We start from the raw sequence: 20,723 nt of genomic DNA, 5'->3' as shown, positions 1-20,723 counted from the left end.
GGCCGCAAAGGGGTTTATGTGTTCGGCTAAGTCACACATGAACGGTGGGGGGCGGGCTGCGCACAGCCGCCACCCCTCCCTGCAACTGATCTGAACTATGCCGAGTAATTGCCGAACTTCTTGGCCTGACGGTAGGCCTTCTTCTTGGTGAAGTATTCGCTGGACGGCTTCATCCACAGCAACACGACGGCGGCAATGGTCGCCAGAGTGGCCAGCAGTGTGATGATCCCGGAAAGCGTCCCGGTGGAGAACAGGCCGATAAGTCCAAACAGCGAGAAAACGGCGAAGATCGTGATGACGATGCGTGCCCAGTTGTATCCGGCGCGCACCAGCAGGGCCAGCGCCACCCGAACTGCCAGGCCCAGGATGCCGGAGAACACGGCCGTTAGGGTGCCGGCGGCAACACCGTTGGCCAGCGCCTCGGAATCGACATCCAGCCCGGCGCTCCGCAGCGTTTCTTCGACGGTGTCGAGATATTCGGGGGAGTTCACGTACACCAGGGCAAACGGCAGCGCGATCAGCCCCAGGACGGCGCTGGCGATCAGCAGCCAGAACGCCTGGTTGACCTGCTTGGGGCGGGCGGGGTCCTCAGCCGGAGCCGACTGCCCGAACGGGTTGCCCTGGTAGGCGTAGTTGCCCTGTGCCGGGGAGCCGGATCCGGGGTAGTTGTAGTTGCCCGGAGTGCCGGGGGTGCCGGGGTAGGGCTGTCCGCCCTGGTTCGGTCCGGGCTGGCCCGGCTGTCCTGGCTGTCCGCCCTGACCGGGTTGGCCCGGTGCCGGCTGGCCGGGATTCCACGGTCCGGGATTGTTCCCTGATTGGTTGTTGGGCTGCGTCGGTTCACTCATGTTGTTCCCCCTAGAGACATGTCGCCGTGACGGCGCTCGCGGTGTGCCCGCCCGCTGCGGGCGGATGCATGCTTCAGCGCCAGCCTAGCGGTGATCAGCGCGGGGAGGGTGGATTGGAACTCCGACGGCGGTGCGGGCGCGGGAATTCCCGGGCCGGGGATGCTGCCCCGGCCCGGGAACCCTTTCCGGCTGCTGGCTAGCGGCCGCCCTTCCCGAACACTCCTGCCATGTCCTCGGCGGTCAGTTCGGTGCCCGCGCCGTTGTAGATGGCGTTGGTGACCACCGACCAGGAAGCCCTCGGCCAGGTGCGGAAGGTGATGTGGCCCCCGGCGATTGTCACGTCACCCTCGCCGACGTCGAACGAGGCAATGTTCGTTGCCCCGTTGATCGCTTCGGCGCCCAGCGCATAGCCACTGACCAGCGGGTTGCCTTCGGCCGGGTACTGCGAAACCGAGGTTCCCTCCCCGGTGAGGCGGAAGGCGGCGTCGTTGTTGAACCACGTGGGCCACGACGCCGGCATGCCCCAGGCAGCGGGAGCGGAGGTGTCATAGTTCTGGGCCAGCAGCGCGCCGGGAACCATGAAGGCCGCGCGGTCCGTCGGCGTGATGTTCTCCACCGGCAGGCTCATGGCTGAGGCTGCGGTGAGGGACGAGGAACCAAGCGCCAGGATGCTGCCGCCCTGGTTGGCGAACTCCGCGAGTTTCTGGGGTGCGTCCGGCACCCCTGCGGCCCAGGCGAATTCCGCCGGGTACTTGGTGGTGTCCAGCCCGGCGGTCAGCCGTTCGGTGGAGATTCCCGGTGCCAGCACAATGGAATCGAACTTGTCGGACAGATTGGCGTAGTCCGCAGCTTCGACCACTTCGTAGTTCGTGCCGAACTGGTCCATCATCCACATCAGCCAGCCGCCGGGCATGTTGTTGGCGCCCCGCACCAGTCCGATCCGGGTGTTTTCCGCGAGCTTGACCGCCCCTGTGGCCGGCATCTGCGCCGTCGCGTAGACCGGCAGGCTGGTCTCGCGGATGGCACGGGTCAGCGTGCCGCGGGCACCGCGCTCGCCGGCGGGAACCATCAGCGCACCGGGAGCGAATTCCCGTCCGTCCACGGTGATCGGACCGGCAGCACGGTACGCATCCACACCCGCGTCCTGCAGTTCATCAATAATCCGCCCCAGGCCGTAGGACTCGGCGCTGAGAATGTAGGCACCGTCCCGACCCGGCGGACGGGGCATCTGAACCCGTTCCTGCCGGATCTCGCGCACCGGCCGGGTAGCAGTCTCGAAAGGCTCCTGAACCGCGGCAACATTCACGCCCATGAACAGAGCGATGTTGTCGGTGGTTTCGCTGTACGGCATGATCAGCGGGCAGTCGTCGCATTTGCGGGCACTGTCCGGATACTCGTCGATGCGCAGCAGCTGGTCCACCCAGCGGCCGAGCGGCTGCTGGGTCCGCAGGATGTAGGAACCTGCGGCGAATTCCTGGCCCTCAGCAGCGAAGGGAGCCTTGGCCTGCTCGATTTCGACGTCGCCGATGTCGAAGATCCGCATCATGTCATACACGGCGTAGGGGTCGCGCTGACCGCTGGGCACCACATAGGCGTACGGGCCGCCCTCCCAGTCAACACTGTTCCTGTTCACGCGGTAGAGGTTGTTCAGCAGCCAGGACTGGGGATCCGAGGCGACCGTGTTCATTCCGGAGAAGGCCGCCGCGGTGGCGTACTGGACAATCTGCTTCAGCGTCCAGGTGTCGGAATCGTAGGGCAGGGGAGAGCGCATGGTTTTGTCCACCGGTTCCAGCACGCCGTCCCCGGTGAAGGGATAGGCCAGGTCCCGGACGGAAGCAATCTCGGTCAGGAAAGTGGAGGTGCCCAGGAACGTCCCGTAACCGGCGACGTCGGCGTTCCAGAGGATGCCGTACGCGTCGTCGGACTTCACGCCCTTCAGGCCTTGGGCCACGAGGTCACGCTGGGTGAACTGGCCCAGCGCGTTGGAGGAGGAGATGGCGATGGGATCCACGGCCGTGGACAGCGGCTCGTCATAGGGCGGGGTCCAGATCCGGGGACTGTTGGTCCCGGCCTGGTGCATGTAGTGCTGCACCACGGGACGGTATTTCTGCTCCAGCATCACCCGGGTCCGGGATTCCTTCTGCGTGAACATGAACCAGTCACGGTTGTTATCGTGCCCTGCATAGGTGTGGTACAGATCCGGGTACACCCGGTTGTAGGCCGTGCCCGCAGTCTCGTTGAAGTAGTCCACCACCATCTGCTGGCCGTCGGGGTTGGCGGAGGGGACGATCAGCACCACCATCTCGTCCAGAATCTTGTTCATGGCCGCGGAGTCTTCGGTGGCCAGGCGGTGGACGACGTCGACCAGCGCCTGCGTGTTTCCGACCTCCGTTGCGTGGATGGACGCCTCAATGTAATAGACCGGGACGGTCCCCGCGGCGACCTTGCGCGCGTAGTCCTCTTCTTCCATTCCGGCGGCGGTGGCCTCGGCCGCCATCGCGTCGGGATCGGCGAGGCGCTCGTTGGTGGCGAGAATTTCATCCAGCCGCTGCAGGTTCTCTTCGCTGCTCAGTCGAAGGATGGGATATTCGTTGTTGTCAGTGGTGCGGTCCACCACTTCGTAGTCGACTTCCGGGGACTGCGCGGCGACCGTCTCGAAATAGTCGCTGATGTCCGCGAACGATGCGAGCCGCCCCTCGTCGCCCATTTCAAAGCCAAAGTACTCGGCAGGGGCAGGGATGTTTGGCAGTTTGCTGCCCGGGGGTGCGTCACCGCGGTACCCGGTGGCCGGTGAGATAGCCACGCCCAGCAGGGCTATGGAGGCGAGAAGGGCTGTGGCGGTTTTGTTCCTTATCTGCATGGATGATCCCTCATACGGGCCGCGGCCACCTCTGGCCGCGGCAGGGTGCTGCTCTTAATCAGCGCATCGGAAACATGCGGTGTTGCAGCTGGTGGTGCCCGGCCGTCATCGAACCGGGCACTCAGCCGTGTCTGTGCCGCACCTAGTGGTGGTGCGGCGGCGCGAGTGTAGGAGGGACGCTAAGGGGGTGGGTGGCGATGGTCAACCGTTGTGGACGGATTTTGCCCGGGTTGGCGGAAGTGGTGTTGTTTCTTTTGCGGGAGTGTGGGTAAAGAGGCGCGAAAAATTGATCGCTCTATGTCTGTTCCTTGTTTTCATCACCCGCAGTTGCTGTTGGCCGAGTGGCCGGATACTTCAAGCCTGAGATGCGTGCGTTAGTTATTGCTTGCCATGTGCCCGGTTACGGGCGGTGTCTCCAGTGCTCCTGCCCCGGGCTCTCGGACTCGAATTCCTTTGGTCTCGCAAAGAGTGCCGACGGCATCCGAAAGCGTGCCGCGGAGAAGTTCCAATTCATACTGGTAGTCCTCCGGCTCGTACTGCACATTCTCCAGATAGCGGTTGCAAGCGGAGGACATGCTGACAAGTATTTGAAACTCAGCGGAGGACCCTGGTCGAAGGCAAAGCCTGGCTTCGCGTATTCCGGCGCGAATCTGAATGACGGCTTCAGTTACAAATCTTCTGTCATCGCTTTCCCCTGCGGGAATTCTTTGTGGGGCGGCATTAGCGGACAGAGCCCGGCGCAAGTGCAGATCTGTCACTAAGTTATTCAGTGCAGCAACTTGCACGGCTGTGGCATCACGGACCCGCAGGAGACGTTCTGACAGGAAGGCAGCAAGGGTACCCAGGAACGCACCGATGAAAGTCGATGGCAGATCTGCAAGGATGTCCATGGCGTGAGTCTAAGTGGTTCGTAATCGTCCGATGAATAAGGCCACGCGGAGATCCTCAGATAATTGCCAGAGGGCACTTTCCCGCCGGCTGGCTGTCCCTGAGGCAGCCGGAAGGACAACTGTTCAAATGGGCGTTACTTCGCGGGGGTATCCACGCCTGAATCCGCGCTCTTGACCGGTTCACTGTCCGAGTCAGTTGGCTTGACCCTTGGGATGCGGAGCTGATTGCCGGCCTGCCCTACGGGCACACGGCGATGGTGCTCCTAGCGGTGGAGCGGCTACGGCAGGATAATGCGCGGACGCCGGACCCTGCGACTCTCCTCGAGCAACCCTTCACGTTGAAGAGCTCCGGGACCTGCACGAGGCGGTCGCCGGCAGGCCGCTGATGCGTGACACTTTTCGGCGCCACATGGAGCCGCAGCTGATCGGGACGGGGCTGATGTCCGACGGGGGACATTAGGAGACGCTGATTCAAGCAGAGTCCATCTGGGCTGCTTACGTCTCGCAAGACCCCGTCACCATTCGTGACGGCAGCCGGCGATGCACAGCGCCAAGAGTACAAAAATCGTGTGGAGGAATGACGCATCCCTCGTAATAGGTCTTGGGCCAGGGATCGTCCAGCTCGGGGTCAGGCATGCCGTAGACAACCGGCCACGCTTCGTGGCCTCAGACCGGACAGGGACGGGTTCGTTTTCCGGTTTCTGGGTACAACCCCGGAGGTACAACGTCCGGCGGATGCGGGGCAGGAAAAAGGTCATTCCAGTCGGAATCCATGATGGGGTCCTTGGAAAACAGGCATGGATTATTGTTGGGTATTTTCCATAGTAAATCGCTGCTGATTCACCTCATAAGACTGGGTCCTGCAGATCACGCTCGTGTGCCCAGGTGGCTTGGTCCGGTTCCGTTGGTGTTGCCTCAAGCTCGGCGGCAGCTTCAATCAATAAGGCCTCGGCGTCGGCTGCCGTCACATCACGGCCGTTTGCTCGGTTGACGAAATGGACTGTCCGCCGATCGGCCTTGATTCCCGGTTTTCCGAGCAGCATGCCAAAGTACTCTCAGATCACCCAATTGCATGGCCGCGAGCTTTTACAAAACCACGTTCCCGGCCATGTGTCCAAGGGGCGGACTAATTGTGAAGTGAATTTCCCTAGAAATACGTCTTATAAGACGATTGGTCAATTGTGCTTGGTGTTCACGGCCGAGCAGAAATGTCTTGGTTTAAGTCTCGGTTTCTATGGGGGTATACGGTGGTGCGACGTGTGTATGGAGAGATACCGGGGTATCCACCCGGAAGTCGATTTTCTAACAGACAGGCAGCATACAACGCAGGCATACACCGGCACACCCAAGCCGGGATCTCCGGAACTGCTGACGGGTCTGAGTCAATCTGCCTTTCGGATGGTTATTCAGATGATGAAATCCAGGGGGACTTGATTACCTATACCGGATTCGGGGGTCGTGACTCCAATACAGGCCGTCACGTGACTGACCAGAAATTGGTCGGAGGAAACGCCGGACTGGTACGGGATTACGAAGTGGGGCGACCAGTGCGGGTCCTGGCCAGAGAATCGGTACTGACCGGACGAAAAAAGGATAGCTGGTACACGTACCTCGGCCTGTTCTTCGTAACGCAGTGGAGCTGGGGAGAACGTGACGGGTACAAAGTCCTTCGATTCCAGTTGCAGGCAGATCCTTTGGACAGCTATACACCCGCCGAGGTTTCCCATGCTTTGAATCGGGGAGAGGATCTTCCGCCGCTTCGACGGAACACGGTCGTGAACCGCAGAGTGCGCAACGCGGAAGTGGCTGAGTCCGTGAAGAGGCTGTACGACAACACTTGTCAGATCTGCGGTACCCAGTTGAAGACGGCAGCGGGAACATACGCAGAAGCGGCACATATCCGGCCCTTAGGCATTCCGCACGATGGGCCAGACATCCTGGCGAACTTGTTGTGTCTCTGTCCCAACTGCCACAAAGAATTTGATGGTCATGCGGTGACAGTGGATGGCGACGGGAAGGTTTACCAATTTGGCCACTATAAAGCCGACCTTGTCGTTCATGCACAGCACCAGCTGGACATGACGTACCTGGCATATCATCGGGAGATATCTGAGGGCAGCTCGAGATAGGCGACGGCACTGTTGCAAGCAAACGTGCGGTGGATTTCCCCCTAGCTTCATCATCACCGGTGCCACTGATGCTGTGCGCGCCAGACCGCTCGGTTCTCCCTGTGCCGCTTCCACTCGAGCCTTCCGTCCGCTCCGGCTCTAACAGGCCGGGACGCTAGCGGACGAAGCCGGGTAAATGAGACACCCTAGACCGATCGGGCCGCAGCCCTGCGCAAACTCCGGGACCGGGAACTGAACTGCCTATTCGCCGTCGACCTCTTCAACGAAGGGCTTGACCTGCCGGAGATCGACACCATCATGCTGCTGCGGCCCACGCAGAGCGCAACTGTCTTCATCCAGCAGCTGGGCCGCGGCCTGCGCCGGGCGAAGGACAAGTCAGTCCTCACCGTGCTGGACTACATCGGGCCAACAGCGCCGTGAGTTTCGGTTCGATGCCAAGCTGAAAGCCCTCACGGGTCTCCGGCGCAAGGCACTGGAGAAAGCCGTGGAGGACGGGTTCCCGTACCTGCCGTCGGGCTCACAGATCATCCTGGACCGAGTGGCGCAGCAGACCGTGCTGAACAACATCCGGGAACAGCTCCGCGTCAACCGGAAGCAGCTCGTGGCGGAGGTGCGGTCCTATGGGGAGCACCTGCTGGAGGATTACCTCCGGGAATCTGGGCGGGACTTGCCCGATGTGTACCGCAAAACCGGGGACTCCTGGACCTCGCTCATCCGGGAAGCCGGGCTGACGGACATCAGCCATGCGCGCGACGTCGTGCCGTCCTCCCAGCTGACCGAATGGTCAGTACTGGAGGAGGAACTACTGCGCCGGATGACCGCGATGCTCTGCATCGATGATCCGGAACGAGCGGAGACTTACACGAAACTGGTCTCAGAGAATGCACCCCGTTATGAGGAGCTGAGTGACAGGGAGCAGATCCTGGCCCGGATGCTCTTCTTTGCGCTGTGGCCGAACGGCGGAGGGCACACATCGTACGACGCCGGACTCCAGTTCCTGCGCCGCTATCCCTTGGTTTGCGCGGAGATCCGGCAACTGGCAGCCCTGGGTGTTCAGCGTTCCGGGTATGCGCCCAAAGGACTCGGGCTGGGACTGCAGCAGATTCCGTTGTATTCGCACGCCTCTTACCGGCGGGAGGAAGTCCTGGCGGCACTGGGTTACTTCGCGCTGGGTGGCAAGACCAGCCATCGGGAAGGCGTCGCTTGGTGTGGGGAGACGAAAACCGATGCGTTCTTCGTGACGCTGGAGAAGGACGAAAAGGAACGCGCGGCGTCCATCATGTACAAGGACTACGCCATGAGTCCTGAGGTGTTCCACTGGGAGTCGCAGAACGCGACGTCTCCCGAGAGCGTGACCGGCCGCCGGTATATCAATCACAAGTTTCTTACGAAGCGCTGGCTGCTGCCCTGTGGGATGACTCTCCCCGAGCCAAGCAGCTCGACCAGCACTAGGCGTCGGATGCGATAGATTCTTCTTAGGACCTAGGGAACATGGGGGACGAGGGTGTCAACGAATCAAACTGCAGTGGAAGCCATCAGAGCGTATGTTCAACAGGTTGCTGCTCTAGCAACGAACCCAATCGCCAGAGAGCATAGCTACCGGCCGGCGCTGGTTCAAATGTTCAACGCTGTCTCCACTGAGATTGAAACGTTCAACGACCCCGCTAGATCGAGCGCGGGCCAGCCAGATTTCGTCTTCGTGCAGAAGGCAAACGCGGAGATCGTTCGGGGTTACGGCGAGGCTAAAGACCTCGGAGAGAACCTGAATCGGATTGAACAGACCGAGCAGCTGATTCGTTACTCGGGATATGACAGCCTGCTGCTGACCAATGAGCTTGAATTCCGGTTCTACTCGGCCGGGGAGCTCTACTCCACGGTGCAAGTAGGGCGTCTGGACGCAACGGGGCTGGTTGTCCCTCTTGATGCGAACTTCGCGAAGCTGGTGGCTGAGCTCCGAGCCTTTTTTGACCTGCCCCCCGTCAAAATCACTTCTGCTACAAAGCTTGCTATCAGCATGGGAGGCAAGGCTCGACGGGTGCGGGACTACGTCCTCGAAGCTTTGGTAAGGCCCAACGGAGGCGGTGACCTTGAACTTGCCAAGGTTTATAGTGTCGTGAAGACTAATCTTGTAAGCGGTATGAGCGTTGAAGAATTCTCGGACATGTACGCTCAAACTCTCATCTACGGCTTATTCTCCGCCCGTTACAGCGACTCCACTTTGTCGAGCTTTTCGCGCCAAGAAGCTAGGGATTTGATTCCCGCGACAACGCCGTTCCTCAGAACATTTTTTGATCACGTTGCGGGCCCCGGGTTCAGCGAGGGGTTGGCCCGTATCGTGGCTGAGATGTGTGACATACTCGCGGCAAGTGACGTCGAAAAGATTGTCCACCGGCAATTGGCAACTCACGATGATGCATCAGGCCGAGACCCAATTATCCACTTCTATGAGGATTTTCTCCGAGAATATGACGCCGGGCAGAGGAAAGCGCGAGGAGCATACTATACGCCCACGCCTGTCGTGAGATTTATCATTAGGGCAGTTGATAATGCGCTCAAGGCGGACCTTGGTATTCCTCAGGGCCTTTCGGACAGCAGTAAGAAACAGATCACGCTACAAACACAGCCTGGGCTAGTTCGCATGCCGGGTAATGTCAGAAAAACGATGTCCACACAATCGTGGGTTGATGTACACAAGGTCCAAGTACTTGACTTCGCCACCGGGACCGCAACCTTCCTGAATGAGTTGATTAAGCACGTAAAAAGGGGATTTGTAGGCCAAGAAGGTCTTTGGCCGTCATATGCACGGGAGAACCTGATCCCACGCCTTAGTGGGTTCGAGCTTATGATGGCGCCATATGCGATTGCGCATATGAAGCTAGGCATGACAATGAGTGACTTAGGTGTGACGGGTGCCAACCAATTCCGCGTCTACCTCACCAATACTTTGGAGAAGCCACACGGTCTTAACCCCGATCTGTTTCAGTTCGGGCTATTGGAAGCACTCACCGAAGAGTCGGCGGCTGCTGCCGAGGTGAAAGAGCAGAGACCGATCATGGTTGTTATTGGAAACCCCCCATATTCCGGTGAGTCAGCCAATAACTTCGAATACGCAAACCAATTTGTCAAGAAATATAAAAAAGAGCCAGGGGGTCAGCTGCCTCTGAAGGAGAGGAACACTAAGTGGCTTAGCAATGATTACGTTAAATTTATCGGGTTTGCGGAGGACCTCATTGCTAAAAACGGGACTGGTGTCATCGGCGTTATTACTGACAATAGCTACTTGATGAGTCCCACATTCAGGGGCATGCGATGGCATCTCGCGAATACTTTCGATCGCCTGCTCATACTGGATCTTCATGGTCGGAAAATTCCCGGAGACAAACCCGGCGTTATGGACGACGACCAGAATGTGTTTGACATTAGACAAGGTGTATCAATTCTGATCGCCATCAAGACCGCCTCAAAACCGGATGGTGCTATGGCGGAAGTTCTTCACGCTGAGCTGAAGGGGAGTCGACTCTCCAAGTTCTCGGCACTGGAAGCGGGTGAGATCCACTGGGAGCACCTAGAGCTAGATCAGAGAATGTTCTATTTCAAGCCGACCCGAAAAGCGGATACCGAAGGTTATGGACGTGGCATTCCGTTGAATGAAGTTTTCAATGTGCAGAGTGTTGGGATTGCCGCCGGACGCGATTCACTTGCTATCGACTCGGACCGCAACCGCCTCGTTGCGCGACTCCGCGACTTTGCATCGACGGATCCGGAGGCGGCTCGCAGCAGGTACCTTTTGGGGAAAGATGTTCGTGACTGGAAGGTAGCTTCAGCTCAGGCGGATGTGGGGCGAGTTGAAACTTCCAAGGTTGTGCCAATTACTTACCGTCCCTTTGATCAGCGCTGGACGTACTACACGGGTGTTTCCAAAGGGCTGCATTGCTACCCGCGTAGTGCCGTAAGTCGGCAGATGATTGGCCGGGATAATCTAGCGTTGTGCTTCACGCGTCGAATTGAACAAGACCGACCCTTTGCTGACGCCTTTGTTACCGATAAAGTGATTCAGTTTCATTCGCTAAGTATCAAAGAGAGTAACTACTTCGCCCCTCTTTGGACTTTTGATGGCGCTGGTGTCAGGCATGCGAACTTAAAGCAGGAGTTTTTACGTTCCGTCTCAGGAAACGTCACCAGTGAACCCAGCCCAACCGACGTCTTCCATTATATCTATGGTGTTCTAAACGATCCCGTTTATAGGGCACTAAACCAAGAAGCGTTGAGGCTTGACTACCCTAAGATTCCAATTCCGACGGGCGATAGCTTTTTTGAAAGCTACCGGTTGCTGGGCGCGCGGCTTACGTCGCTTCACACTATGCATGCGGCGGACCTCGACACCATAGAGACTATTTTCCCAGAAGCCGGGGACAATGTGGTCTCTCGCCACGAGTATTCGGATGGAAGAGTCTGGATTAATGCTGGACAATATTTCGGCAACGTCGCTCGGGAGTCATGGGACGTACTGATTGGCAGCTACTCTCCTGCATTGAAATGGTTGAAGGACCGCAAGGGGGTGAGACTCTCGGCTGATGATATCCGCTACTATCAACGGGTTCTCCGGTCGCTGCAACTGACGGCCAAATCAACGGCGGAGTTCGTGTCACCACTAGCGGCCACCGTCCCAGAATCCTGATTTGCGAGAAATCCCTGGGGTACACCGAACCTGCTACGCGTACAGTTCCACGAGGGATGCAGTCTTGACGGTGCGATCTTGAACGACTTTCGTATATGGGAGCTCCCCTTGTTGCGTCGTTTTCCACCGTGAAGCACTGTCATTATTTTCGTCGAGGTAGGTGAGGTTTTTTCATGAGTGCCAGCGGACCTCGTGGTCGCCGCGATAACTAAAACGCGGTATGAGCTGCGGGTGCTGATTGGGAGACCAATGCTCCTTCTGCAAGGATGTTTGTAAGGCTACTGATGAAGGAGATCCCGTGCAGGAACAGAATCAGGAACATCCCGCTGACGAGAACGCCCCGTTAACCCCAGATACAAAGACGCGCAGGACAACCCCGCTGATGAACATCCCGGCGGCAGACATCGTCGACGCCGGAGCATCAGCCGCCAAGCCCCGGGACGTGGACCCCGTCGAGGTCGCGATTCTCGCCGAGGCAGAGGATCCCGGAACCCCGCCGCTGCGGCTGCAGGAACTGGCCACCGACCAGCCGATCGCACGCCCCGCCGTCGCCGCTAACCCGGCTGCCGGACCGGAACTCCTCAGCTGGCTCCGCGCTATGGATGACCCGGCCGTCAACGAAGCCCTCCGCCGCCGCGCACAGGTTGAACAGGGCCGCTAGGTTCGGCTTCACAACACAAGGAGAACCATGACGTCCCCCACCCCCACCGGAAAAGCCGCGTCCTACGGCGTGCACTCCGAGGTTGGCAAGCTGCGCAAGGTCCTTGTCTGCGCCCCGGGTCTGGCCCACGAACGGCTCACCCCCACCAACCGTGAAGACCTGCTCTTCGACGACGTCATGTGGGTGGAGAACGCCCAGCGCGACCACGCGGACTTCGTCACCCAGATGACCAGCCGCGGCGTTGACGTCGTCGAACTTCACGACCTGCTCGGGCAGACCATGGACATCCCCGAGGCACGGACCTGGCTGCTGGACCGCAAGATCATCGCCAACCGCGTCGGACTGGGACTAGTGGCCGGCACCCGGGCCTTCCTGGATTCGCTCTCCGGTGCGGAATTGGCGCGGATCCTCATCGGTGGGCTCACGACGTCGGACCTTCCCGATGACTACCTCTCCGGCTACGTGGGCCTGGTGCGGGAATCCACCGGCCGGCCCGAGTACCTGCTCCCGCCGCTGCCCAACACCCTCTACACCCGGGACACCACCTGCTGGGTCGGCTCCGGCCTGACCCTGAACCCGCTCTACTGGCCGGCCCGGCACGACGAAACCCTGCTGATGCAGGCAATCTACCGGTTCCATCCGGACTACACCGGCTCGAAGATCTGGTGGGGTGACGCGGAAAAGGACTGGAGCCAGGCCTACCTGGAGGGCGGCGACGTAATGCCCGTGGGCAACGGCACCGTGCTGCTCGGCATGGGGGAGCGGACCTCCCGGCAGGCCATCACCCAGCTCGCGCAGGCGCTGTTCAAGGACGGAGCCGCGGAACGGATTGTGGTCGCGGGCATGCCGAAGCTGCGCGCCGCGATGCACCTGGACACCGTGTTCACCTTCGCGGACCGGGATTTGGCCACCATCCATCCGGCCATCGTGGACGGCATCCACCCCTTCACCATCCATCCCTCGGACAAGCCACTGGGTCTGGAAGTGCGCGACGAGCGCGACCGCCGCTTCGTCGACGTCGTCGCCGAAGCCATGGGCTACAAGCAGTTGCGCCTGGTGGAGACCGCCGGCGACTACCACGCCACCGAACGCCAGCAGTGGGACAGTGCGAACAACGCCGTCGCCCTGGAACCGGGCGTGGTGTTCACCTACGACCGCAATACGCAGACCAACGCGGCACTGCGCAACGCCGGTGTGGAGGTCATCCCGATTGTCGGGGCCGAGCTGGGCCGCGGCCGCGGCGGCGGGCACTGCATGACCTGCCCGATCATTCGGGAGCCGCTGGACTAGGTGGAAACGGGACGGTTCCGCTAGGGCCAGCCCGCCTCCACGGCGGCACGAATGCCCTGCAGGTATTCCTCCGGACGCTCCCAGGCAGCGAAATGGCCGCCCTTGGCGTACTCCTGCCACTGCACGACGTTGAAGAAGCGTTCGGCGAACTGCCGCGGGGCGTTGGCCAGGTCCTTCGGGAACAGGGTGAACACCGTCGGCGCCTCGATCCGCGGCCAGCCGGTAGGCCGGCCCGCAGCATAGGGAGCGAACGAGGTCCCAATGGAACCGGTCAGCCAGTAGGAACTGATCCACGTCAGGGCCTCCTCATAGCTGAACACATTCGTCAGGGTCCCCTCCGAATCGGTCCAGCGGATCAGCTTTTCCCCGATCCATGCCGCCAGCCCGGCAGGGGAGTCGCCCAGCCCGGCAGCCAGCGTGTGCGGGCGGGTCGCCTGCTCGTGCGCGTACCCGCCCTCGGCCGACTGCCAGCGGGCCGTGCGCTCAGCGTAGGCACGCTCCTCCCCATCCAGGTCAGCGGGCGGGTCGACGTTGATGTGGTACTGGGAAACATCGGTCAAATGCAGGGCGGCAACGGCGCCGGGATGCCGCACCGCCAGGGCCTCGGCCACATCCGAGCCCACATCACCGGCAGAAACCACGTACCGGGCGAACCCAAACTCGGCCATGGCCTCAGCAATCGCATTGGCCATGGCCACACTCGACAGCCCGCCGCCGGTCACCGCAGCAGCGAAGGGAAAACCGGGCAGCGCCGGAGCAACATAGGTCAGGTCCGTGAGCAGCGGAAACAGGCGCTGGAACCGCAGGACCGAATCGGGCCAGCCATGCAGCAGCAAAACAACAGGGGACGACGGCGACTGCCGGGCAGCGGCTGCCCGGGACACGATCGCGCGGATTGGCACCTGCGCCAGCTCCGTCTCCACCCACGGGTAGGCCGAAATCCAGGCTTCCTGGGCGGGCCAGCTGAACTCCGTGCGCCAGTATCCCACCAGCTCCGTCAGCAGATCCCCTCCCACACCCAGGAAACCGGCGTCGGGCAATTGGACCTGCGGCACCGGACGGAAGCGGGCGAGCCGGTCAGCGAGGTCCTCGACGGCGCCGGGCGGGGTAGGGACGTAGGCGTTCTCTTTCACGGCTGCTCCTCATCACGGCCACCAACGACGGCGAACCACTTGGGGGCCTGCGGGTGAGAGCCGCCGATTCGGACCCCGCCGTCTCCTTCTGAGACGATAGTGCCGAGGCTATTGACAAAGGAAGATCCCAGGCAGGAAGCGGTCCGCCCCTCCACTGTTGTCTAACCCGTGCTGCCTCAGCGGCCGTTACACCCGATTGGAAGAGAACCATGTCTAATCCGCCTGTCTCAGGGGAGAAGGCTCCAGCGGCCAAACTCTCCCTGCTGACCCTCACCACTGTGGTGATCGGGTCCATGGTTGGGGCCGGGGTGTTTTCCCTGCCCCAGCGCTTCGCCGAAGAAACCGGGGTGTGGGGCGCGCTGGTCGCCTGGCTGATTGCGGGATCGGGCATGCTGATGCTGGCCTTTGTCTTCCAGCGGCTGTCCATGCGCAAGCCGGCACTGGATGCGGGGATCTTCGCCTACGCCAAGGCCGGCTTCGGAAACTACGTGGGGTTCTTCTCCGCAGCGGGTTACTGGGCCAGTGCCTGCGTTGGAAATGTCACCTACTGGGTGCTCACCATGTCCACGCTGGGAGTCCTGTTTCCGCAGCTGGGCGCAGGGGACACCCTTCTCGCCGTCGTGCTCTCTTCGGCAGGGCTGTGGGGATTCTTCTTCCTGATCAAACGCGGCATCAGGGAAGCCACGGCCATTAACCGGATCGTCACGATCGCCAAGGTGGTGCCCATCCTGGTCTTCGTGCTGTTTGCCGTCTTCCTGTTCGACCCCGCCGTCTTCGCGGGAAACCTCACCGGGGCGGCCTACACGGGGCCGCTGTTCGAGCAGGTCAGCAACACGATGCTGGTGACGGTCTTCGTGTTCCTCGGCGTTGAAGGCGCCAGCGTGTATTCGCGCCATGCCCGACGGCGGGAGGACGTTGGCCGGGCGACCATCCTTGGCTTTGTGAGCGTCTTTGCCATCTTCGCCTCGGTCACGATCGTTTCCTACGGGGTCCTGCCGATGGAAGAGCTTGCCGAGCTGCGCCAGCCGTCCATGGCGGGCGTCCTGGAAGCGGGCGTGGGGACCTGGGGGCTGGTGTTCGTCAGCGCCGGCCTGATCATTTCGGTGATGGGGGCCTACCTGGCCTGGAGCCTGATGGCAGCGGAAGTCCTGTACGTGGCCGCCACCGAGAAGGACATGCCGCGGTTCCTGTCCCGGGTCAGCGACGACGATGTCCCGGTCAACGCCCTGCTGCTGAGCACCCTGCTTAGCCAGCTGGTCATGGTCATCACCTACTTCTCCGAGGATGCCTTCGACTTTGCCCTGGACATGACCGCGGTCCTGACGCTGTTCTCCCTCCTCTTCGCGGCCCTCTACGCGCTCAAGCTCGGCTGGAGCGGGGAAACGTATGAAGGAGCCCCGAGCCGCATCCGGCAGGGCGACCTGGCCATTGCCGTCATTGCCACCGTTTACTCGGTGTTCCTGGTCTACGCCGCCGGGCTGCCTCTGGTGCTGCTGTCCATGATCTTCTACGCCCCTGCCACCGTCCTGTTTGTGATCGCACGGCGTGAACAGGGGCAGCGCGTTTTCCGGGGAGGGGAGCTGTTCCTTTTCCTTATTGCGCTGGCAGGGGCCGTTGCGGCTGTGCTTGCCCTGACCCGGGGCTGGATAGAGCTCTAAAGCAACGGGCCGGTCGACGTCGTCGAACTCCACGACCTGTTCGGTCCGGCCCGAGTGACTCCAAACTATTTCAGGCGCGGAGCAGCGGACTCCATAGCAGGCGGGGCCGCGACCGAACCGCGGATGACCGCGGGGCACTCCAGCATGATGGTTTCCTCATGCTTGGTGCTGACTCCCCGGTCAAGGTCCCGGCACAAGAGCTCGATGGCTTTCTCTCCCATTTCGCGGTGGGGCAGTGCCACCGTTGTGAGACCGGGCACTGATGTCCTGGCGAGAGGCTCGTCGTCGTCGTAGCCCACGATGCTCACATCGTGAGGAATCCGGAGTCCCAGCTGGCCACAGGCGAGCATGACTCCCATCGCGACGCGGTCATTGGCGCACACAATGCCAGTTGGCCCGAACACGCCGGCCGTGCGCTTAGTGCCGGCGTCGAACAGGTGCATCGCGGCTTGGAACCCATCATCAATCTCCCAGCCGGTGGCGATCGTTGCAGCAGGTGCCAGACCGGCGGCGGCCAAGGCCTCGTTAACACCCTGCGTGCGGCGTTCAGTTGCGATCAGTTCAGCGCTGCCGGAAAGGTAAGCGATCTGACGATGCCCGGCATCGAGCAGGATTTGGGCTGCAGACCGGCCGCCCGAGACCTCATCGGGAATGATGGATCGAAGCTTGTCGGCAGGATCAAAACAGTTTGCAAGGACCGATGGCACGCTGCCCAGGGCTGAATGCGGAGAATGCGCCCGCAGGCTCATGGTGGCAAAGACCATGGCATCCACCTGCCGGTTCAGGAGGGTGGCAAACGCTTTATCTTCGCGGATCTCGTCACCCTGCGTGTCAATAACAAGCAACAGATAGCCAGCATCGAAAGCTGCATTGCTGGCTCCTTGAAGCAACTTGCCGGCAAAAGGACCCCCGGCGATTGAATCCGTGACCACGCCGATGGTGTGCGTACGTTGGCTCTGCAGGGAACGCGCCACGGCATTGGGTGTGTAGTTGAGTTCCTTGGCCGCCGCCAGGATCCTTTCCTGCTTGTCTTTGGAGATGTTTCCATCGGCACGCCCGTTGAGAACAAAGCTGACAGCGCTGCGGGACACTTTTGCGCGGTCGGCAACATCTTGAGATGTCGCTTTTCTTGCCATGGACACTCCTAACTCGAGTGAGGTCATCTTATCCCGTTGATGGACACCCACAATCGTTTCCTCGACGCCGCCACCAGGTCACAGCCTTGCCCATGACTGTGTGCCGTACCGGCGACAAATGACCGTGCCCGGTTTGACCATTGGCGCGCTCCGGGTCAGGTCCCAGGGCAGGAACGGAGGGCGACCGGAATCCTGAGCGCCTCACGGCGAGGATACGGTTCCCTCACCGTGAAACTGGCTCGAGTTCTCGGCGTGTGGGTGGGTTGGCTCCGGGACGGGAGACGGTGATTGCGGCTGCTCGTGCGCACTGATGGAGCAATGCGGCCAGTTGTGCCCCGTCCAATGACAGGATGACCTGCCGCGCCCGGTGGCCCGCTGCTCCTGCTGCAATCAGTCCGTCGATGAGGGCTCCCATAAAGGTGTCTCCCGCCCCGACAGTGTCCGCCACCTCGACGGATACGGCGTCACCCCGGATCACGGTGCGTTTTGTGACAGCGAGCGATCCCTCCGCGCCCGAGGTGACGACGACGAGTGCCGGCCCCAGCGTGGCCCAACGTCGCGCGACGGCTTCCACGGTTTGACCAGGATGCAACCAGGCGATGTCTTCGTCGCTGGCCTTGACGACGTCGGACCGTTCAATGAAGGACAGCACACGTTGGCGAACGGCGTCCTCGTCATCGATGACACCAGGACGGATATTGGGGTCGTAGGTGACAAGCGCCTGCGTGCGGTGACGGTCAACAAATCGTGAAACGGCTGACGCACCCGGTTCGAGAACTGAAGCAATAGATCCGATATGGAGTGCATCTACGTCAGTTGTTTCTTCGACTGCTAGGTCCCAGTCGAGGACGAAGTCATAGCTCGCGGCACCGCTCGCATCAAGCCGGGCCGTCGCAGTTGACGTCTGTGGTGCAGGCTGAGCCTGCACCACAACGCCGGAGTCTTCAAGCCAGGTTCGGGCTTCTCGGCCGTGCTTGTCGTCGCCAAGCATAGTGAGTAACCGCGGAACCCGATCCAATCGCCCGAGCGCAATCGCCACGTTGGCGCAGCTGCCTCCCGGTTTCTCCACCATGTCACCGTCAGCGCGGTGCAGAATGTCGACGAGTGTCTCCCCTACGATCAGTACCCGTGGGGGCTGTGGGGTCCCGGAAGGTTTAGTGGTAGTCATTCTGCGGTCCTGTTCAGGTGTGTTTCATCAGGAGTGCGGCGCTCTTGGATCGATGGGGGCTGGCGCCGCTACAAGGCCAGGCGATGGACAGTGACTCGGGTGGACTCAGGCGCGTGTATCTCGAACCGGGAGGTTGCCGTGGGATACGCCCGCTCGGTGGCGGAGGAAGCGTCTGCCCCAAAGATCTCGATGAGCGAGCCGTCCACCAAAATCCGCCCGGCGTTCACTGACGCCACCACAGTCTGGGTGTCGCCGTCGACCATGACGAGCTCAGCGGCGCCGGCAGCGACCACTTCAAACGCGCGTTCGTTAACGGGCACGTCCGCTCCGCCCGCGCCGTCGGACAAGATACCCGCACGCAGGCTGGTTACCTCTGCCACGGGCTCGGAGATAAGTGCGCCGTTCAGAAAGCTGAGCTGACGGGCGTAGGTGAGCACGCCGGCCCACCCAGCCGCATGGATGCTGGCCTCGGGACGGGATTTTTCCCAGCTCCAGCCCCACATCAGCGTGCGCGGTTCGGCTTTTGTGCCGGCCACGACCTGCGGGGCATAAAACGCATTCCCTGAGTCCACCAAACCACCCGCGGTGGGCAGGAACTTGAGCCCGGCTCCGCCTTCGCTCAGCTCGCCCGAAAGGTAGACCACGCGGTCCAGCGCGTGGTCGTCGCGGTTCCACAGGGAGAGCATCAGGATCCACTGCTCATCAACTTCGAAAAGCTGGGGGCATTCCCAGATTTCGGCAGGAGCCCAGTCCCGGGCAATCCCGGAAGCGCCAGTGACCAACGGTCCCAGGTATTCCCAATTGGTCATGCTGTGGCAGCGGTAGAGCAGGATCGCCGGGGTTCCGTTTTCGTAGCCGGCACCCTGAATTGCGTACTGGACGCTGTTGAACGTGAACAGGAACGGATCGCGCACCGCGCCGATGCCCGGTTCATCCGGCATCCCCAGAATTCCGTGGGATTCCTGCTGCCACTCCAGCAGCGTCCTGTCCGAGGTGGCGGTCATAACTTGTGAAGCGTGCTCACTTTCGGCAATGCCCGTGTAGAACGCCGTAGGCATGTCTCCATCAAAAGCGACGACGCCGGACCATGCCCCTGCTGCGTCGGCCGTGCCCTCGCGGGGAAACAGGGCAATAGGCTGCTGGGTCCAACGGACCAAGTCTGTGGAGGTGGCATGGCCCCAATGAATGTTTCCGTGAATAGGAGCGTCCGGGTTGAACTGGAAGAACAAATGGTGGACGCCGTCGACCTTGATGCAGCCGTTGGGGTCGTTGATCCAGCCCTGATCCGGGCGGCCGTGCAATGCCGGGAAGGCGGGGTCGGTGGTGCTCACAGGTATATCTCCTTGATGGTGGTTTGGTGTTTCGGGACGGCAGGAGGTCATTTGTTAATTCCCGCTGTCAGGCCTTCACGCAGGTAGCGCTGGCCGAAGAGGAAGACAACCAATGCAGGAATCATGGACAGCACCACGCCGGCAAGAACTGTGGCGACGGAGCCCGTTCCCATGTTGCCCTGCAAGGAGACCAGACCCAGGGGCAGGGTGAAGTTCTCTTCGCTGATGGTCAGGATGAGGGGCCGGAAGAATTCATTCCAATGGAAGTTGAAAGCGAGGATGCCCACAATGGCCAGTCCCGGCCAGGCCAGCGGCAGGTAAACGGAACGGAACGTCCGTAGGGGGGATGCGCCGTCGATCGCGGCAGCTTCAGCCAACTCGCCGGGCAGTCCCATGAAGAATTGGCGCATGAGGAAGGTGCCAAACGCGGTGGGAATGGCTGGCAGAATCAGGGCCAGCAGGGTGTCGGAAAGACCCATTCCGCGGATCAGCATGAACACGGGAACAATCGTCACCTGCATGGGGACCATCATGGTTGCCAGTACCACGCTGAACAGCAAACCGCGGCCCTTGAACTCAATACGGGCAAACACATATCCGGCCAGCGCCGCCGTGAACATCTGCCCTACGGCGATGAGTCCGGTGACAAGAACTGAATTCCAGATCAGCAACCACATGTGGACCTGTTTGAACACGTCCGCGTAAGAGCTGAAATCCAAGCCGCCGGAGAAGATGGAACCACCAGCACCCAACGATTCGGTGGGTGGACGCATGGAGGTCAAAACAGTCCATACCACGGGACCAAGCGTCAGGATCGTGGCGACAATGAGGATGGTGGCACGTCCGACGGTGCGCCCGGAGAGGCCTTTTCTGCGCGGAGTCAGCGCTGTGCGGCGGCCGGTGGAAGCGATGCTTTCGTTCTCGGTAAGAGTAGTCATGGCACT

At 61.1% G+C, this 20,723-nt stretch carries 16 protein-coding genes; 7 read left to right on the top strand and 9 right to left on the bottom strand.

Going from position 1 to position 20,723, the window contains the following annotated elements; all coding sequences use genetic code 11:
- Positions 1–95 precede the first annotated feature (95 nt).
- The 4 genes from ACIQXM_RS03265 to ACIQXM_RS03250 form a co-directional block, all read right to left on the bottom strand.
- A complete protein-coding gene (locus ACIQXM_RS03265) occupies positions 96–845 on the bottom strand; it encodes a hypothetical protein (RefSeq protein WP_400927489.1) in 750 nt (249 codons plus the stop codon).
- Positions 846–1,041: 196 nt separating this feature from the next.
- Positions 1,042–3,705: a M14 family metallopeptidase gene (locus ACIQXM_RS03260; protein ID WP_400927487.1), complete on the bottom strand. Its 2,664-nt coding sequence runs from the start codon at positions 3,703–3,705 to the stop codon at positions 1,042–1,044.
- A gap of 374 nt (positions 3,706–4,079) precedes the next feature.
- The gene (locus ACIQXM_RS03255) at positions 4,080–4,595 is read right to left on the bottom strand and encodes a hypothetical protein (protein ID WP_400927485.1); all 516 of its coding nucleotides are present in this window, start codon (positions 4,593–4,595) and stop codon (positions 4,080–4,082) included.
- A gap of 845 nt (positions 4,596–5,440) precedes the next feature.
- Complete coding sequence (locus ACIQXM_RS03250) at positions 5,441–5,638, bottom strand: hypothetical protein (RefSeq protein ID WP_400927483.1); 198 nt, start codon at positions 5,636–5,638, stop codon at positions 5,441–5,443.
- 165 nt (positions 5,639–5,803) lie between these two features.
- On the opposite strand from ACIQXM_RS03250, the gene ACIQXM_RS03245 reads away from it, so the two are divergent.
- The 6 genes from ACIQXM_RS03245 to ACIQXM_RS03220 all read left to right on the top strand — a co-directional run bounded on the left by ACIQXM_RS03245 (position 5,804) and on the right by ACIQXM_RS03220 (position 13,353).
- Positions 5,804–6,724 carry a YDG/SRA domain-containing protein gene (locus ACIQXM_RS03245; RefSeq protein WP_400927480.1) on the top strand — a complete coding sequence of 307 codons (921 nt, stop codon included), beginning with the start codon at positions 5,804–5,806 and terminating at the stop codon, positions 6,722–6,724.
- Between the two features lie 207 nt (positions 6,725–6,931).
- Positions 6,932–7,144 carry a helicase-related protein gene (locus ACIQXM_RS03240; RefSeq protein ID WP_400927749.1) on the top strand — a complete coding sequence of 71 codons (213 nt, stop codon included), beginning with the start codon at positions 6,932–6,934 and terminating at the stop codon, positions 7,142–7,144.
- A 64-nt stretch (positions 7,145–7,208) separates the two neighbouring features.
- The gene (locus ACIQXM_RS03235; protein ID WP_400927477.1) at positions 7,209–8,192 is read left to right on the top strand and encodes a DUF3427 domain-containing protein; all 984 of its coding nucleotides are present in this window, start codon (positions 7,209–7,211) and stop codon (positions 8,190–8,192) included.
- 36 nt (positions 8,193–8,228) lie between these two features.
- Positions 8,229–11,402, top strand: a complete 3,174-nt coding sequence (locus ACIQXM_RS03230) for a type ISP restriction/modification enzyme (RefSeq protein ID WP_400927474.1) — start codon at positions 8,229–8,231, stop codon at positions 11,400–11,402.
- Between the two features lie 298 nt (positions 11,403–11,700).
- Positions 11,701–12,063: a hypothetical protein gene (locus tag ACIQXM_RS03225; RefSeq protein WP_400927471.1), complete on the top strand. Its 363-nt coding sequence runs from the start codon at positions 11,701–11,703 to the stop codon at positions 12,061–12,063.
- Positions 12,064–12,090: 27 nt separating this feature from the next.
- Positions 12,091–13,353, top strand: coding sequence for an arginine deiminase (locus ACIQXM_RS03220; protein WP_400927469.1), 1,263 nt, complete (start codon positions 12,091–12,093; stop codon positions 13,351–13,353).
- A 20-nt stretch (positions 13,354–13,373) separates the two neighbouring features.
- On the opposite strand, the gene ACIQXM_RS03215 is transcribed toward ACIQXM_RS03220, so the two are convergent.
- Entirely contained in the window at positions 13,374–14,486 is a 1,113-nt protein-coding gene (locus ACIQXM_RS03215) for an epoxide hydrolase family protein (RefSeq protein ID WP_400927466.1), read from the bottom strand.
- A 209-nt stretch (positions 14,487–14,695) separates the two neighbouring features.
- On the opposite strand from ACIQXM_RS03215, the gene ACIQXM_RS03210 reads away from it, so the two are divergent.
- Entirely contained in the window at positions 14,696–16,144 is a 1,449-nt protein-coding gene (locus ACIQXM_RS03210; RefSeq protein ID WP_400927463.1) for a basic amino acid/polyamine antiporter, read from the top strand.
- Between the two features lie 65 nt (positions 16,145–16,209).
- Here the strand turns inward: ACIQXM_RS03210 and ACIQXM_RS03205 are convergent, their stop codons facing one another.
- From ACIQXM_RS03205 to ACIQXM_RS03190, 4 genes are all read right to left on the bottom strand, one after another.
- On the bottom strand, positions 16,210–17,280 hold the full coding sequence (locus ACIQXM_RS03205; RefSeq protein ID WP_400927461.1) for a LacI family DNA-binding transcriptional regulator: 1,071 nt from the start codon (positions 17,278–17,280) through the stop codon (positions 16,210–16,212).
- Positions 17,281–17,503: 223 nt separating this feature from the next.
- Entirely contained in the window at positions 17,504–18,448 is a 945-nt protein-coding gene (locus tag ACIQXM_RS03200) for a carbohydrate kinase (protein WP_400927458.1), read from the bottom strand.
- Positions 18,449–18,516: 68 nt separating this feature from the next.
- The gene (locus ACIQXM_RS03195; RefSeq protein ID WP_400927455.1) at positions 18,517–19,779 is read right to left on the bottom strand and encodes a glycoside hydrolase family 32 protein; all 1,263 of its coding nucleotides are present in this window, start codon (positions 19,777–19,779) and stop codon (positions 18,517–18,519) included.
- Between the two features lie 47 nt (positions 19,780–19,826).
- Positions 19,827–20,717: a carbohydrate ABC transporter permease gene (locus tag ACIQXM_RS03190; protein WP_400927452.1), complete on the bottom strand. Its 891-nt coding sequence runs from the start codon at positions 20,715–20,717 to the stop codon at positions 19,827–19,829.
- Positions 20,718–20,723 lie beyond the last annotated feature (6 nt).

Origin of the sequence: Arthrobacter sp. NPDC097144, assembly GCF_044762205.1 — a bacterium.
Lineage (GTDB): Bacteria > Actinomycetota > Actinomycetes > Actinomycetales > Micrococcaceae > Arthrobacter_B.
The sequence above is the reverse complement of the archived record's forward strand: the minus strand, read 5'-3'. Positions and strand labels throughout refer to the sequence as shown.